Source organism: Vibrio nigripulchritudo ATCC 27043 (genome assembly GCF_000222685.1).
GTDB lineage: Bacteria > Pseudomonadota > Gammaproteobacteria > Enterobacterales > Vibrionaceae > Vibrio > Vibrio nigripulchritudo.
In genome coordinates, this window is sequence record NZ_AFWJ01000033.1 from 1 (window position 1) to 14,187 (window position 14,187).

The 14,187-nt window shown below is 43.7% G+C and carries 14 protein-coding genes and 1 pseudogene; 11 read left to right on the forward strand and 4 right to left on the reverse strand.

The annotated features are described in order from the left end of the window. Nucleotides 1-268, reverse strand: a 268-nt coding sequence (locus RH89_RS04580) for a S1-like domain-containing RNA-binding protein (RefSeq protein ID WP_004399695.1), incomplete at its 3' end; no start/stop codon positions are given. A gap of 202 nt (nucleotides 269-470) precedes the next feature. Between RH89_RS04580 and RH89_RS04585 the strand changes: the two genes are divergently transcribed. Beyond that, on the forward strand, nucleotides 471-1,820 hold the full coding sequence (locus tag RH89_RS04585) for a hypothetical protein (protein ID WP_004399696.1): 1,350 nt from the start codon (nucleotides 471-473) through the stop codon (nucleotides 1,818-1,820). Here RH89_RS04585 and RH89_RS04590 read toward each other — a convergent pair. Next, a pseudogene (locus RH89_RS04590) lies at nucleotides 1,810-2,290 on the reverse strand (DUF4442 domain-containing protein). The gene RH89_RS04585 and the pseudogene RH89_RS04590 sit on opposite strands and share 11 nt — an antisense overlap. Nucleotides 2,291-2,615: 325 nt before the next feature. Here RH89_RS04590 and RH89_RS04595 point away from each other — a divergent pair. After that, on the forward strand, nucleotides 2,616-3,677 hold the full coding sequence (locus RH89_RS04595; RefSeq protein WP_004399698.1) for a 3-deoxy-7-phosphoheptulonate synthase: 1,062 nt from the start codon (nucleotides 2,616-2,618) through the stop codon (nucleotides 3,675-3,677). 4 nt (nucleotides 3,678-3,681) lie between these two features. Further along, the gene (locus RH89_RS04600; RefSeq protein WP_004399699.1) at nucleotides 3,682-4,164 is read left to right on the forward strand and encodes a YajQ family cyclic di-GMP-binding protein; all 483 of its coding nucleotides are present in this window, start codon (nucleotides 3,682-3,684) and stop codon (nucleotides 4,162-4,164) included. Nucleotides 4,165-4,253: 89 nt separating this feature from the next. Here RH89_RS04600 and RH89_RS04605 read toward each other — a convergent pair whose 3' ends face one another. Next, nucleotides 4,254-5,198: a precorrin-2 dehydrogenase/sirohydrochlorin ferrochelatase family protein gene (locus RH89_RS04605; RefSeq protein ID WP_004399700.1), complete on the reverse strand. Its 945-nt coding sequence runs from the start codon at nucleotides 5,196-5,198 to the stop codon at nucleotides 4,254-4,256. A gap of 446 nt (nucleotides 5,199-5,644) precedes the next feature. Here RH89_RS04605 and RH89_RS04610 point away from each other — a divergent pair, with 446 nt between their 5' ends. The 6 genes from RH89_RS04610 to RH89_RS04635 all read left to right on the forward strand — a co-directional run bounded on the left by RH89_RS04610 (nucleotide 5,645) and on the right by RH89_RS04635 (nucleotide 11,184). Then, complete coding sequence (locus tag RH89_RS04610; protein WP_004399701.1) at nucleotides 5,645-6,673, forward strand: amino acid ABC transporter substrate-binding protein; 1,029 nt, start codon at nucleotides 5,645-5,647, stop codon at nucleotides 6,671-6,673. A gap of 91 nt (nucleotides 6,674-6,764) precedes the next feature. Further along, nucleotides 6,765-7,967, forward strand: a complete 1,203-nt coding sequence (locus RH89_RS04615; RefSeq protein ID WP_004399702.1) for an amino acid ABC transporter permease — start codon at nucleotides 6,765-6,767, stop codon at nucleotides 7,965-7,967. A gap of 1 nt (nucleotide 7,968) precedes the next feature. Beyond that, nucleotides 7,969-9,066, forward strand: a complete 1,098-nt coding sequence (locus RH89_RS04620; protein WP_004399703.1) for an amino acid ABC transporter permease — start codon at nucleotides 7,969-7,971, stop codon at nucleotides 9,064-9,066. A 22-nt stretch (nucleotides 9,067-9,088) separates the two neighbouring features. After that, entirely contained in the window at nucleotides 9,089-9,838 is a 750-nt protein-coding gene (locus RH89_RS04625) for an amino acid ABC transporter ATP-binding protein (protein ID WP_022550782.1), read from the forward strand. Between the two features lie 232 nt (nucleotides 9,839-10,070). Beyond that, nucleotides 10,071-10,739, forward strand: coding sequence for a Bax inhibitor-1/YccA family protein (locus RH89_RS04630; RefSeq protein WP_004399705.1), 669 nt, complete (start codon nucleotides 10,071-10,073; stop codon nucleotides 10,737-10,739). A 115-nt stretch (nucleotides 10,740-10,854) separates the two neighbouring features. Further along, nucleotides 10,855-11,184 (forward strand): TusE/DsrC/DsvC family sulfur relay protein, encoded by a 330-nt coding sequence (locus RH89_RS04635; RefSeq protein ID WP_004399706.1) that lies wholly within the window; start codon nucleotides 10,855-10,857, stop codon nucleotides 11,182-11,184. 7 nt (nucleotides 11,185-11,191) lie between these two features. Here the strand turns inward: RH89_RS04635 and yccX are convergent, their stop codons facing one another. Beyond that, nucleotides 11,192-11,464, reverse strand: a complete 273-nt coding sequence (gene yccX, locus RH89_RS04640; RefSeq protein WP_004399707.1) for an acylphosphatase — start codon at nucleotides 11,462-11,464, stop codon at nucleotides 11,192-11,194. A gap of 87 nt (nucleotides 11,465-11,551) precedes the next feature. Between yccX and RH89_RS04645 the strand changes: the two genes are divergently transcribed. Next, nucleotides 11,552-12,955 carry a methyl-accepting chemotaxis protein gene (locus tag RH89_RS04645; RefSeq protein ID WP_004399708.1) on the forward strand — a complete coding sequence of 468 codons (1,404 nt, stop codon included), beginning with the start codon at nucleotides 11,552-11,554 and terminating at the stop codon, nucleotides 12,953-12,955. Between the two features lie 119 nt (nucleotides 12,956-13,074). Then, on the forward strand, nucleotides 13,075-14,187 hold a 1,113-nt coding region (locus RH89_RS04650), incomplete at its 3' end, for a class I SAM-dependent methyltransferase (protein WP_004399709.1).

The following is a 14,187-nucleotide window of genomic DNA, read 5'->3' on the forward strand; positions in this document are numbered from 1 at the left end:
AGTTGGCAAATGCGCCCGTGCTGTTGATGCCTTCAATTTTCATCAGACCCCATTCGCCTACCTGAGCAACCGGCATTTCAGTCGTTGCACAGAGCTGGTTGTCAGAGTCGAAATAAAGAAAAACATCAATCTCACTGCCTAAATCTGCACCAGCAGGTACGTGTTTGTTGGGCAGAAGCACAGTGCCGTAGTCGTCCGCATCCAAAAACAGACCGAATTCTGCTTTGCGAACCACTTCCAATGTGTTGGTTTGACCAATTTTTATCATGTTAAGGTGTTACTCATCTTAAATTTGGCGGTGATTATACGTTAATTCTGCTATCATTGGTTAGGTAAATCACTCTTCATTTTCAATACGATGCAGCAAACAACAGCAATGCTTGTTGGCTTATTGATATCTGACTTATTATTCTATACCAATCTTTTGATTACGCTTTCACGACATAAAAATAAAAAGAAAGGACTTCTATTTGATAACGGTTGAAAAACAAGACGCATTAACTTTAAAAATTACGCACGTTATGCCGACCACCAAGATGTTGGATTTGGACGTGTATATATTTGCCCCAGGGGAATTAGGGCTCAGCGCAGACGTTTTGTCTGAAAACGATTTTTACTATGGGGCGATCAGTGAAAAACGCGCCTACTACAGTGACAAAACACACCTGCCACTAGTACACAGCCGGTTGGCGAAACGGGGACAACTTTCTAATAACCAGTATCGTGTTAGTTTGAGTTTGTATGCATACCAATACCTTATCGCGCTGGATAAGGCTGTAGACGAATTGAATCAACAATCTCGTGACAGCGTCACCGAAGAAGAAGTAGATGACGTTATTGGTATTGCATTAGACATTCTAAAACGACTGCGCCGCTCCATTCCGTATGATGAAACTCAGAAACGCTATTACGCTAACATCGATAACTACCTTTCCTGGTACACGGAACAGCACTTTCTTTCGTTGGTGGCCCACCTTCCACGAGGCAAAGAATACGGTGCAATCAAAGAACGTTTGATTGTCCTTTGCGAGAAAGAGGTGGCGCATCGCGAACTCAATCGCTACAACTCGAAGAAAGCGCGCAACGACATTACCCGCATGTCGAACAAAATGCGCTTGTTGCGACGTTTAATTGAATACCCTATCGTTTTGAAAAAGAAAAACCGTTCTATGGGTAAGAACGTGATGCGTGCAGTAAAAGGCATCGCGACGGGTTTTGTGATGATATTTGTGACCACCATTGCCATTCTGATGAGAGATCGCCTGGGAGAGATTACCGTGTCTTTCATCATTATCATGTCTTTCATTTATGCGCTGCGTGAGATATTCAAAGACGATCTCAGGGATATACTTTGGCGCTGGATTCGTAAAGGCAAACCTAAATGGCGTGGTCGCTATTTCGACCCAAGTACTAATAAAATGGTTGGTCAGAAAATCGAATGGCTAGATTACACCAGTTATTCCAAACTGCCAGACAGAATTCAGAAAATACGCAAGCGCCGGGTCGCTCAACGGGAAGAGCAAGTTTTGCACTACCGAAGCCAGACTGAAATGACCACCACTCTGTTTATGAGTGGTTACGAGCAAACGAGAGAAACGCTAAACGTGAGTCTGAGCCCTATTGCCCGATTAATGGACAAGGGCTCCAGCAAGATCTATCAGCTAAAAGATGGTCAGGTAAGCAAAGAATCCGTTGAAAAACGTCACTTACTGAACTTAATCATTAAAGAAGACAATCACGACGCTGAACCCAACTACTATCGTTGGAAAATTGTACTTAATCGCTCAAAGATCGTCGACATCGAGCAAATCACGATTTAATTGCTTTCACTGATAGCACCAGCTCAAATACCGCCATGGGCTCATCTCCATTTAAGGATGGGCAAGTGGCGGTAATGATGACTGGTTTATTGACTCGTTCTCCGGTTGAAAATGTCTCATCCAGCATCTGGTCAATCAGCTCACCATCTGAGCACGTGAAATGAACGTCTCGCTCCGGTCTTTTTAGAAATTCACCTTTTTACCGCTTTGAACGCCAGAGAAACTTTTCCACCTCTTTCTTGAGCCTTTCCCATCGCCATAAAGCCGCCAGCCAAATCGGCTCCAATCGCCAACGCGCCAAAATACATACTGTTTAGGTGATTTTTGGTTCGCCTTCGCAGTGGGATGCGAACTTCTACAGACTGCTCATCAATATTGAGGATCTTTGGTCTGCAGAGCCAAATCAGTGGCACTTTAGAGAATCCAAAAATTTGAAGATAGAGATTGGCTTTTTGGAGAGCTGAGAGCATCCGTTGCTCCTAATTTATTTAACTTGTCTGACCAGTTAAATAAAAGCCACTGTAAATGTCAACAAAATGTAAACAAAGATTAAGATCGTCTTCTAAAACCACCTCAAGCAAGTGACAGCGTCACCACACTAAATTCTGGATAACTTAGGCCTTTATTGCGTCAAGTTCTAACAACAGCATGTCAAGTCAGCTGTACATTTCGGGCATTTTTTTGCGATATTTCGCGTGTAAAGATAAGTTTTTGTTCATATGGAGAATTGCGTGTTTATTCCCTTATGGATTTCAGCTATCTTAACCGCTTTGTAGTACAACAACAGGCGTGAACATGCCCTTAAAGACAGACGAATTAAGAACTCAGCCGCTAGGTCCTATGCCTACCCCTGCAGAGCTAGTTCAAGCTCACCCACTCACGGATGACGTTGCCGAGCGAATCGAACAGTCTCGTCGACAAATTGAAGCCATTTTAGCTGATGAAGATGACCGACTACTCGCTATTGTTGGCCCTTGCTCGGTTCACGACACAGATGCTGCGCTGGATTATGCGAAGCGTTTGAGTGACATCCAGGACAAGTACAAAGATGAACTTTTCATCGTTATGCGTACTTATTTTGAAAAGCCAAGAACCGTTGTTGGATGGAAAGGCTTGATCACCGACCCTAACCTGGACGGCTCTTATGCGCTGGAAGCGGGCTTAAACAAAGCGCGTAAATTACTTCTGGACATCAACAAACTCGGATTAGCTACCGCGACTGAGTTCCTCGACATGATTACTGGTCAGTACATTGCCGACCTCATCACTTGGGGTGCGATTGGAGCACGTACTACTGAATCTCAGATTCATCGCGAAATGGCATCTGCACTTTCCTGCCCTGTTGGCTTTAAAAACGGCACGAACGGAAACGTTAAGATTGCCATTGATGCAATTCGCGCCTCCCAAGCGTCTCACTACTTTTACTCGCCAGACAAGAATGGACGAATGACGGTTTACCGTACATCGGGTAACCCTTATGGTCACGTTATTCTTCGTGGTGGAGATAAAGGACCTAACTTCGATTCTGAATCGATTGAAAATGCCTGCAAGCAATTAGCAGAATTCGACTTACCACAAAAACTTGTGGTCGACTTTAGTCACGCTAACTGCCAAAAGCAGCATCGTAAACAACTGGAAGTGGCGCAAGATATTTGTGACCAAATCCGTTCTGGTTCAAATTACATTGCAGGCATTATGGCTGAAAGCTTCATTCTTGAAGGTAACCAGCCAATGAACGACATTCACTCTTTGACTTATGGGCAGTCAATCACCGACCCATGCTTGAGCTGGGAGCACACGGTCGATATGCTAGACATGCTGGCAGACGCCATAAAATCACGCGCAATCAAAGGATAATTCCATGCCTTCTTTTGACATTATTTCTGAAATTGACACCGTTGAACTTCGTAATGCGGTAGATAATGCCAATCGTGAGCTGGCTACACGTTTCGACTTCCGTGGCGTTGAAGCTAGCTTTGAGCTGAAAGACGAAACTGTAAAACTTAGTGCAGAAGCAGAGTTCCAGTTAAAGCAGATGAGAGACATCTTACGCGGCAATCTCACCAAACGTGGGGTGGATGTAAACTCAATGGACTCACAGAAAGCAGATGCGACAGGTAAAACCTGGAACCAAACGGTACTTTTCAAGCAAGGTATCGACAAAGAGATGGCGAAGAAGGTTGTTAAGGCAATCAAAGACGCCAAATTAAAAGTTCAAGCCGCTGTCCAGGGTGAGAAAGTACGCGTAACGGGTAAAAAGCGCGACGACCTGCAAGCTGTGATTGCTCTGATTAAGCAGTCTGACCTCGGCCAGCCTTTCCAATACGAAAACTTCCGAGACTAACTCAGCGTTTCAAGCAGATATCTCGCAATTTGCAATTAAACTTATAAAAAAGGCTTCATTGAATGAAGCCTTTTGTTTTTACCTGCTTTCTACCTTGTAGAAGCAATCTCTATCAAAGTCTGGTTTTGAGCCAGAATCTTGAGTTCTGGATTGTGTTGTTCACCTTTCGGGAAGAAAACCACAACACGAAGAGAAGGAATCTCAGAATGTGCGAGCTTGGCAGAAAGCTCAGCATAGCTAGAAAATATTTCTCGCTCCGCATCACGACGGCACAAATCAACAAATTCAAACGGGCAATCTTTATGTGCTAAGACAAGCTCAGCCTGTTGCATCAGCCTTAGTCCTTTAATTGACATCAACTCTACGTCATCACTGTATTCCAGCCATGTCATAGATCCGCTGTCATAGTCCGTGTCCTTCAGGCGCGCTTCGTATAACTCTTCAAGATATGCCCTGTCTTCAACAGTATCGAGCTTAGGATCTGAGAAGAACGCTTCCCAGAACTTTCTACGCGAATCTACCGAAGGAAGCGATTCTTTGATGCTGTTTCTTTTAGATGCGGCAAATTCAGCCAGCAGACTGATGTTCTGAGATAACAGTGACTCCAGTTTCTCGCGAATGTTTCGAACCAGTACTGGTGACGCCCCACCACTTGAAATGGCAATTTGAATTCGACCGCGGTTAACCATAGATGGCGTAATAAAGTCGCAGTATGGTTGGTCATCAACCACATTCACCATGATGCCTTTATGCTTGGCATCTGCATGAACTTTATGATTCAGTTCTGGGTTATCGGTAGTTGCCCAAACCTGGATATAATCTGTCATCATATCCGGGCTGTAGAAGGCTTTTACCCAATGGCATTTTTGCTCTTCGACCAGCTTTTGAAGATAAGGGTCAATTTTTGGAGAAATGATCGTAACGTCTGCACCAGCTCTGAGCAGTGAATCTACCTTTCTAGATGCAACCTCTCCCCCTCCTACTACCAATACTGGCTTGTGATTTAAGTCAAAAAATAACGGGAAATATCGCATCCTATTCCTTTGCAATGAATTTCGTGATTCCCTAATACTAACAAAAAGGGGGCATTAGGGATATGTGGTCAATATTCATCCAGAGATCATCATTCAAATTTCTACTTATTGCGAGATATATCATCTAGTAAATAATTTCATAGCAATATCAATGGCTAATTAATGACCTCTGACAGCAATAAAAACTCTAACGCACAATTTTGTAGCGCTCTTGCACTATTTACATTCGTATTACATTTCGTCATTCTAAATACGTCCGGATTTGCAATTGCACTCAAAAATTCTTTTAAATTAATAATTTGAGAAATTTCAAATCCTTTCCTACGCTTATAAATAGCTGTGTGAATAGCGTGCCGTACTGCTACCACAACAGCATAAAACACTAACACAACTTAACGTGAACCGATTTCGATTGGTTTTACATGGATGATACAGGAAGGATTCAAATGGCAAAGAAACTCACTATTCTTGCTTCCGTAGTTGCTGCTTCAGCCGCCATGATGGCAACCACCGCTCACGCAGCAGATGGCACTTTAGATAAGGTTAAGTCTAAGGGCTTCCTCCAGTGTGGAGTAAGTACCGGTCTACCAGGATTTTCTAACCCTAACTCTAAAGGTGAATGGGAAGGTATTGACGTTGAATACTGTCAGGCACTAGCCGCTGCAGTTTTGGGCGATAAGTCAAAAGTTAAATACGTACCCCTAACTGCAAAAGAACGTTTCACCGCACTTCAGTCTGGTGAAATTGACGTTCTATCTCGTAACACCACTTGGACATTGCACCGTGATACGGCTCTTGGTCTGAACTTTGTTGGCGTAAACTACTACGACGGTCAAGGTTTCATGGTTAAGAAAGATCTTGGTATCAGCAGTGCTAAAGAACTGGATGGCGCATCTGTATGTGTTCAGTCTGGTACAACAACAGAGTTGAACCTGGCTGATTACTTCCGCAACCAGGGCATGTCTTACAAGCCAGTTGTATTCGATACAGCGGCGCAAACTTCAAAAGGTTTCGACTCCGGTCGTTGTGATGTTCTGACAACTGACCAATCTGGTCTGTACGCACTTCGTCTGAACCTGAAAGATCCGGCTTCTGCAGTCGTTCTTCCTGAAATCATCTCTAAAGAGCCTCTAGGTCCTGTTGTCCGTCAGGGTGACGATGTTTGGTTTAACATCGCCAAGTGGACTCTTAACACAATGGTTAACGCTGAAGAATACGGCATTACTTCTAAGAATGCTGACCAGATGCTGAAATCTAAAGATCCAAACGTTAAGCGTATTCTTGGCGTAGACGGTCCTAAGGGTAAAGGTCTTGGTCTGGCTGACGATTGGGGTTACCAAATCGTTAAGCAAGTAGGTAACTACGGCGAAAGCTTCGAGCGCACTGTAGGTAAAGGTTCTCCGCTTCAAATTTCTCGCGGTGTGAATGCACTGTGGAATGCAGGCGGCTTTATGTACGCGCCACCAATCCGCTAAATTACTGATTATTATAATTAAATAAAAAGGGCGGTGTTTGCCGCCCTTTTGTTACATAGATTTAGCTACATGGATTTGAGGTTATAGTTGTATGCAACCTACTGATAAAAAAGTGACTGGCTCGGATAAACCGGCACAGAACACAAATCTTCTCTATAATCCTACGTTTCGCTCAATTGTGTTTCAGGTTATTGCTGTTACCGCATTGGCGAGTTTCTTTTACACCATTATCAACAACGCACTGAGCAATCTTGATGCTCGGGGCATTGCCACTGGTTTTGATTTTCTTTCACAGGAAGCAGGCTTTGGGATTGGCCTTACTCTGATCGAGTATGATGAAACCTTCTCTTACGGCAGAACTTTTGTTGTTGGTCTTTTAAACACCGCTCTCGTATCTGTTCTCGGGATCATAGTCGCGACGGTTCTTGGATTTTTTGTTGGTATTGCCAGGTTATCCAGTAACTGGCTTGTCAGTAGAATCGCAGCGGTTTATATCGAAGTATTCCGCAACGTTCCCCTACTTCTGCAAATCTTCTTTTGGTACTTTGCTGTTCTTCAGGCTCTGCCATCCCCAAGACAAAGTATCAGTTTAGGCGAAGCAATATTCCTGAACGTTCGTGGTTTGTACATGCCTAGCCCGGTTTTCGAAGACGGCAGTGGTATTATCTTCGTTGCATTGATCGCTGGTATTATTGCCACCATCGTGATCAGTGTCTGGGCGAAGAATAAACAAAAGTTAACGGGGCAACAGACGCCTGTTGGACTGATTGGCTTTGGGTTGATTGTCGGTCTTCCTTTTATTGCCTATCTGCTTGCTGGTATGCCCATCAGCGCCGAATATCCAGTACTGAAAGGGTTTAACTTCCGGGGTGGTGTGTCCATTCTCCCTGAACTTGCAGCACTGTTGATCGCGTTGAGCGTTTACACCGCATCATTTATTGCTGAGATCGTTCGATCTGGTATTAACGCAGTAAGCCATGGTCAGACTGAAGCAGCAATGGCACTTGGGCTTCCACGTTCGAAAACGCTTAAGCTTGTTGTCATTCCTCAGGCATTAAGAATCATTATTCCTCCACTGACTAGCCAATACCTTAACTTAACCAAAAACTCATCTTTGGCGATGGCTATTGGTTACCCAGACTTGGTGTCAGTATTCGCAGGTACCACTCTCAATCAGACTGGTCAGGCAATTGAAATTATTGCCATGACAATGGCCGTTTATCTGACCCTGAGCCTGGTGACGTCTGCGTTGATGAATGTCTACAACCGCAAAGTAGCATTGGTGGAGAGATAGTATGAAGCAGCATCAATTTCAGCCCGACCTTCCACCGCCGGCTAACACAGTAGGCGTTGTTGGCTGGGCAAGAAAAAATCTTTTTAACGGTCCGGTTAACTCTATTGTTACCTTGATTTTGGGTTATATAACCATTGTCGCCACTTGGAATATTGTCGACTGGGCATTTCTTTCAGCAGACTGGACAGGGCTTACCCGAGAAGACTGTACCCGCGACGGAGCTTGCTGGGTATTCATCAGTGTCCGCTGGGACCAGTTTATGTATGGGTTCTACCCTGCTGAAGAACTGTGGAGACCTCAGCTATTCTTTGCAACATTAGCTATCTTCGTTGCTCTGCTGGCTTATGAAGGTACGCCAAAAAGAACCTGGATCTGGTTGTTTTTCGTTAATGTGTACCCATTCCTAGCCGCTGGTTTGCTATACGGTGGTGTGTTTGGCCTTGAAGTGGTCGATACCCACAAATGGGGCGGTCTGCTAGTTACACTCATCATTGCTTTGGTTGGTATCATTGTATCGCTTCCAATCGGTGTAGCATTGGCATTGGGTAGACGTTCAGAAATGCCGATCATTCGAAGCCTGTGTACTGTGTATATAGAGGTGTGGCGTGGTGTTCCACTGATTACCGTCCTATTCATGGCATCTGTTATGCTGCCTTTGTTTATGTCTGAAGGTTCAGAAACAGATAAATTGCTACGCGCACTTATCGGTGTGGTAATGTTTAGTGCCGCATACATGGCAGAAGTAATCCGTGGTGGTCTTCAGGCTATTCCAAAAGGACAATATGAAGCGGCTGATGCCCTAGGATTGTCATATTGGAAAAAAATGGGGCTAATTATTCTGCCTCAAGCACTTAAAATCACGATCCCATCAATTGTTAATACTTTCATTGGTCTATTTAAAGACACCAGTCTTGTACTTATCATTGGTATGTTTGACGTACTGGGTATTGGTCAGGCAGCGAACACCGACCCTGAATGGTTAGGTTTCGCCACAGAAAGTTACGTATTTGTCGCGTTAGTGTTCTGGGTGTTCTGTTTTGGCATGTCGAGATACTCGATATGGCTAGAGAACAAACTTCATACCGGTCACAAACGATAATTAACAGGTTCAAGGACGTATTATGACGCAACAAGAAGAATACATGATCCAGTTGAAGGACATGAATAAGTGGTACGGCGAGTTCCACGTATTGAAGAACATAAACCTGGACGTGAAGAAGGGTGAAAAAATTGTTATCTGTGGTCCTTCAGGATCCGGTAAGTCTACAATGATTCGCTGCATCAACCGTTTAGAAGAACACCAGAAAGGTCAAATCATTGTTTCAGGAACAGAGCTGACTGAAGATTTAAAAAACATTGAAGCTGTTAGACGTGAAGTGGGTATGTGTTTCCAGCACTTTAACCTCTTCCCTCACCTGACGGTTTTGGAGAACTGCACGCTGGCACCAATTTGGGTTAAGAAAATGCCTAAAGAGGAAGCCGAAGCGATTGCGATGAAATACCTAGAACGCGTGAAGATCCCAGATCAGGCAGACAAATTCCCAGGTCAGCTTTCTGGTGGTCAGCAGCAGCGTGTGGCCATTGCACGTTCATTGTGCATGAGTCCACAAGTCATGCTGTTTGATGAGCCGACATCAGCACTTGACCCCGAAATGGTGCGTGAAGTTCTGGATGTAATGGTAGAGCTTGCTGGTGAAGGGATGACCATGCTTTGTGTAACTCACGAAATGGGTTTCGCGAAAGAAGTTGCTGACCGAGTTATCTTTATGGATGCGGGTGAAATCATTGAAGAAAATAATCCAGTGGATTTCTTCGAAAACCCTCAATCCGACCGAACTCAGAACTTTCTGAGTCAGATTCTTCACCATTAATGACAAGATTTATTGTATTGATAAGGCGGCGTTTGCCGCCTTATTTTTTCGTTTAATCTTGAAGCAAAACTCTATGAGCCTTAGCATTAACAAATTGTTACAAACAATTTAATGCATATCTCTTTATAATTCGTACCATTTTTTAGACATGAGACGCTGCGAGCCCTTGATTTTTGGAACTTTAAGCGCCATAAATGTCTTATAAATAACGTGTCACCTGATGAGGAACATTATGAACGGTCCAATAGTATCAAATTCTCGCCACACAGAGAGTCTGATCCAAACCAATAAGGTATTGCGAAATACTTACTTCCTACTTTCACTTACGCTAGTAACAAGTGCCATTGCAGCGCTCGCTACTATGGCAATGCAAATCCCGCCTATTGCCGCGATTGTAATGCAAGTTGCCGCAATCGGTATTCTATTCTTCGTTATGCCAAAAGCCGTAAACTCATCAAGTGGTCTAGTATGGACATTTGTGTTCACGACCCTAATGGGTGGTGCACTTGGTCCAATGCTTAATTACTACGCTTCCATCCCGAATGGTCCAATGATTATTGCTCAGGCTCTTGGTTTAACAGGTATGGTATTCCTAGGTTTGTCTGCATACACAATCAACACTAAGAAAGATTTTTCTTTCATGCGTAACTTCCTGATTGCGGGTTTGATTATCGTTATTGTTGCGGCAATTATTAACATCTTTGTAGGCTCAACGCTGGCTCACCTAGTAATCAGTAGTGTGTCTGCGCTAGTTTTCTCTGGCTTCATTCTTTACGACACAAGTCGAATCGTACGAGGTGAAGAGACAAACTACATCAGCGCAACAATTTCTATGTACCTAAACATTCTCAACCTATTCACTAGCCTGTTGAGCATCTTAGGCATCATGAGCGACGACTAATTCGCGTCCGAGATTTACTCTAAGCCCGGCTTTTAAAGCCGGGCTTTTTTTGTACTTTCAACTTGAGGTTAACTGCGCTAATCTACGCGACCATAATTTTCTATGATTGATGACTATGCTGGAATATCAAGGAAAACAAATCGAGACTGACGCACAAGGCTACTTGTGTAATCACCAAGACTGGAATGAAGAGTTGGTGCCTTTACTTGCAGAGAAAGAAGGAATCGAGCTGACAGAAGCTCACTGGGAAGTCATTCGTTTTGTTCGTAAGTTTTATGAAGAGTTTAATACCTCACCAGCTGTACGAATGTTAGTAAAAGCAATTGAAAAGGAGCACGGACCAGAAAAAGGAAACAGCAAGTACCTTTTTAAGCTATTTCGTCAAGGTCCAGCAAAACAAGCAACCAAATTAGCTGGTCTGCCTAAACCAGCAAAATGCTTGTAACACTTCGTCACAATATTTCAAAGCCAGTGTGAGCTTCAAATTCGACTTCACTGGCTGTCACCGAATCTACCCTAGCCGTTCTTGGTCCCTTTTCTAACCACAATGCCAACTCATTGATTTGGCTCATTTGCCCGCTTGCCAATACTTCCACATCACCATTATTCAAGTTTTTAGCGTAACCAGCCAAGCCCAGTTTAAGACCTTGATGTGCAGTGTGGTAACGAAAACCGACTCCCTGTACTAATCCTTTAACGAAAAACTTTATAGACTTTTGAGACATGTATATATTCCTTCAAATTATTGAATGGTATAGTGTGAACCATCAATAAAACCCCGTTAGATGTTCACAAAAGGAACTGCTTTACTCATGAAAGAAATACCGTTTCGATGGATAGATAAGTACCTTATCCATCTGAAAATTCAAGAGAAGTTCTATCTGCTTTTTCTTCTTCCCACTCTCGCGATTATCATTGTATCTTCTGTTCTTAACCATGCTGCTAATCGACTTGTCGAGCAAACGATTGCGCAGGAACTGAAAACAGTCACGAGTCTAATTGAAAACTATGAGCTAAATAAGAAAGACATTCATTCCATTATTACTCAATCACCTAATATCCAGCTTGGTTCGGGATCTAACTCTGTTTCTACTTCGGACGGGCAATTCTCATTGATCGCAAGCCCATCAAGTGACCTTGTTTCGTCTCTTTCGGGCATACAACTGACGTCCATTTTGGTAAGCCTGCTAATCGTCGCGCTTGGTGTCTACTATATTATGACCTTCATTGGTGGAGCAATGTTCTCCGCAAACAAGGCACTATCCACTCTATCCAATGGCGACCTGACTAACCGAATGAATTACTTCCCAGTAAGGGACGAATTTAGCGTCATTGCCATTAACATAGATAAAGTTTCTGAGCGTGAACAAAAGCTTGTGCTGGCGATGCAAGAATCTGTCGCGCTAATGCAACAAATAAGTTCAGAGCTGAATCAGTCTTCAACTGCCAGCTATGGAATCTCTTCTCAGCAACAGTCGAACCTTGATTCTTTGGCTAGTGCGTCTGAGGAAATGGCGACAACTATTCGTGAAGTTGCTTCGTTGGCGCAGGATTCAAGCTCTCAAACAGAAGAGGCAAAACTGGTTGCGTTAGGTGGGCAAAAGAAGGTTGCCGATACACTAACGTCAATTTCTAGTCTTAGTACTGAAATTCAGTCAGCCGCTCAGGCTGTTGCAGAACTTGATGCCAACGCAGCACAAATTGATGAAGTAGTCGCAACCATTGGTTCAATCTCCGAACAGACAAACCTTCTCGCGCTGAATGCTGCGATAGAAGCAGCTCGGGCTGGAGAACAAGGTCGCGGATTTGCCGTAGTTGCAGATGAAGTCAGAAGTCTGGCAGGGCGAGCACAGCAGGCTACTGTTGAGATCCAAACGATGATTGAGTCACTTCAAAACAATAGTTCTTCTCTGACGAAACTAATGGAAGTCACGGTTGAAAATGCATCCCGAGGTCAATCGCTGATGAACGAAGTCGATACAGAGATAGGAAGCTTGTCATCAAAGAATGAAGTCATTTCTGACAGCAGTACTCAAATTGCAACCGCCGCTGAAGAACAAGGCGTTGTGGCAGACAGCATCGCTTCTAGCGTCGAAGCCATTCGCGACCAGTCAGCAGAGGTCAACAATCTAATTCAGTCAGCCAATAGCAATATTGAAAGTCTGAGAAATCAGAGTAACCAAATGGAAAAGTTGCTCACCGGATTGAAAGCGTAATTCAATTTTGATTTCTAAGGGCTGCAGGTGCAGCCCTTTTTATTTCCATCACCGTTTGCAATTCCCCTTTTGGTGTCCCAAAATACCGCCCCTATCCTATTTTTACTTCAGGCAAAATTATGACTCCAGCTATACACCTAGCAAAGGGACGCGATAAATCATTGCGTCGCAAGCACCCATGGATTTTTTCTCGTGGTATAGAGAAAGTGACTGGAGAGCCTGGCTTAGGTGAAACCGTGGATGTTTTTTCTCACAATGGTCAATGGTTAGCAAAAGCAGCATTCTCACCAAAATCTCAAATTCGTGCCCGTGTCTGGACTTTCGATAAATCGGATTCAGTCGATCAGGCATTCTTTGAAAAACGTTTGAATGATGCTCAGTTGCTCCGCGAAGACATCATTGAAAGAGATGGTCTCACTGGATACCGTTTGATTGCCGCTGAATCCGATGGTCTTCCGGGTATTACTATAGACAAGTATGACAACTACTTGGTATGTCAACTATTGAGCGCAGGCGCGGAGTATCATAAAGAGAACCTAGTCAAAGCTCTGGTTGCCTGCTTTCCTAATCACAACGTTTACGAGCGTTCTGATGTCTCTGTGCGCAAGAAAGAAGGCTTAGAAGAAGCCGTTGGTGTATTACATGGCGAACTGCCGCCTAAGTTTGTTTCGATTGAAGAAAATGGCGTAAAAATTAACGTCGATATCGTAAACGGGCATAAAACAGGGTTTTACCTTGATCAAAGAGACAGTCGCCAACAGGCGATGAAGTATGTAAAAGGCAAAGAGGTACTGAATTGCTTCTCCTACACTGGTGGCTTCGGGCTGTACGCAATGAAAGGAGAAGCAAGCCGAGTTATTAATGCAGACGTGTCTCAACCAGCTCTAGATACCGCTAAATTGAATGCAGAACAAAACGGTTTTGATGTTTCTAAAAAGCGTGCAGTCTTTCTTAACGCCGATGTATTTAAGCTTCTTCGTGAATACCGGGATCAGGGCACAATGTTTGATGTTGTTATTATGGATCCCCCTAAATTTGCCGAGTCGAAATCTCAGCTTAATGGCGCTTGCCGTGGATACAAAGACATCAACATGCTGGCGATGCAAATCTTAAAGCCAGGTGGCACACTACTCACCTATTCATGTTCAGGTTTGATGGAAAACGATCTGTTTCAGAAGATCATTGCAGATGCAGCTGTTGATGCGGGTAGAAGCGTAAAGTTTGTTGAAAGA

Bases quoted from the DNA above. Each gene is read 5' to 3' on its own strand.
- yccX (WP_004399707.1), bottom strand. From the start codon at position 11,464: ATGTCTCAAAAGTCTATAAAGTTTTTCGTTAAAGGATTAGTACAGGGA.
- RH89_RS04630 (WP_004399705.1), top strand. From the start codon at position 10,071: ATGAACGGTCCAATAGTATCAAATTCTCGCCACACAGAGAGTCTGATC.
- RH89_RS04645 (WP_004399708.1), top strand. From the start codon at position 11,552: ATGAAAGAAATACCGTTTCGATGGATAGATAAGTACCTTATCCATCTG.
- RH89_RS04620 (WP_004399703.1), top strand. From the start codon at position 7,969: ATGAAGCAGCATCAATTTCAGCCCGACCTTCCACCGCCGGCTAACACA.
- RH89_RS04605 (WP_004399700.1), bottom strand. From the start codon at position 5,198: ATGCGATATTTCCCGTTATTTTTTGACTTAAATCACAAGCCAGTATTG.
- RH89_RS04635 (WP_004399706.1), top strand. From the start codon at position 10,855: ATGCTGGAATATCAAGGAAAACAAATCGAGACTGACGCACAAGGCTAC.
- RH89_RS04625 (WP_022550782.1), top strand. From the start codon at position 9,089: ATGACGCAACAAGAAGAATACATGATCCAGTTGAAGGACATGAATAAG.
- RH89_RS04595 (WP_004399698.1), top strand. From the start codon at position 2,616: ATGCCCTTAAAGACAGACGAATTAAGAACTCAGCCGCTAGGTCCTATG.
- RH89_RS04615 (WP_004399702.1), top strand. From the start codon at position 6,765: ATGCAACCTACTGATAAAAAAGTGACTGGCTCGGATAAACCGGCACAG.
- RH89_RS04600 (WP_004399699.1), top strand. From the start codon at position 3,682: ATGCCTTCTTTTGACATTATTTCTGAAATTGACACCGTTGAACTTCGT.
- RH89_RS04610 (WP_004399701.1), top strand. From the start codon at position 5,645: ATGGCAAAGAAACTCACTATTCTTGCTTCCGTAGTTGCTGCTTCAGCC.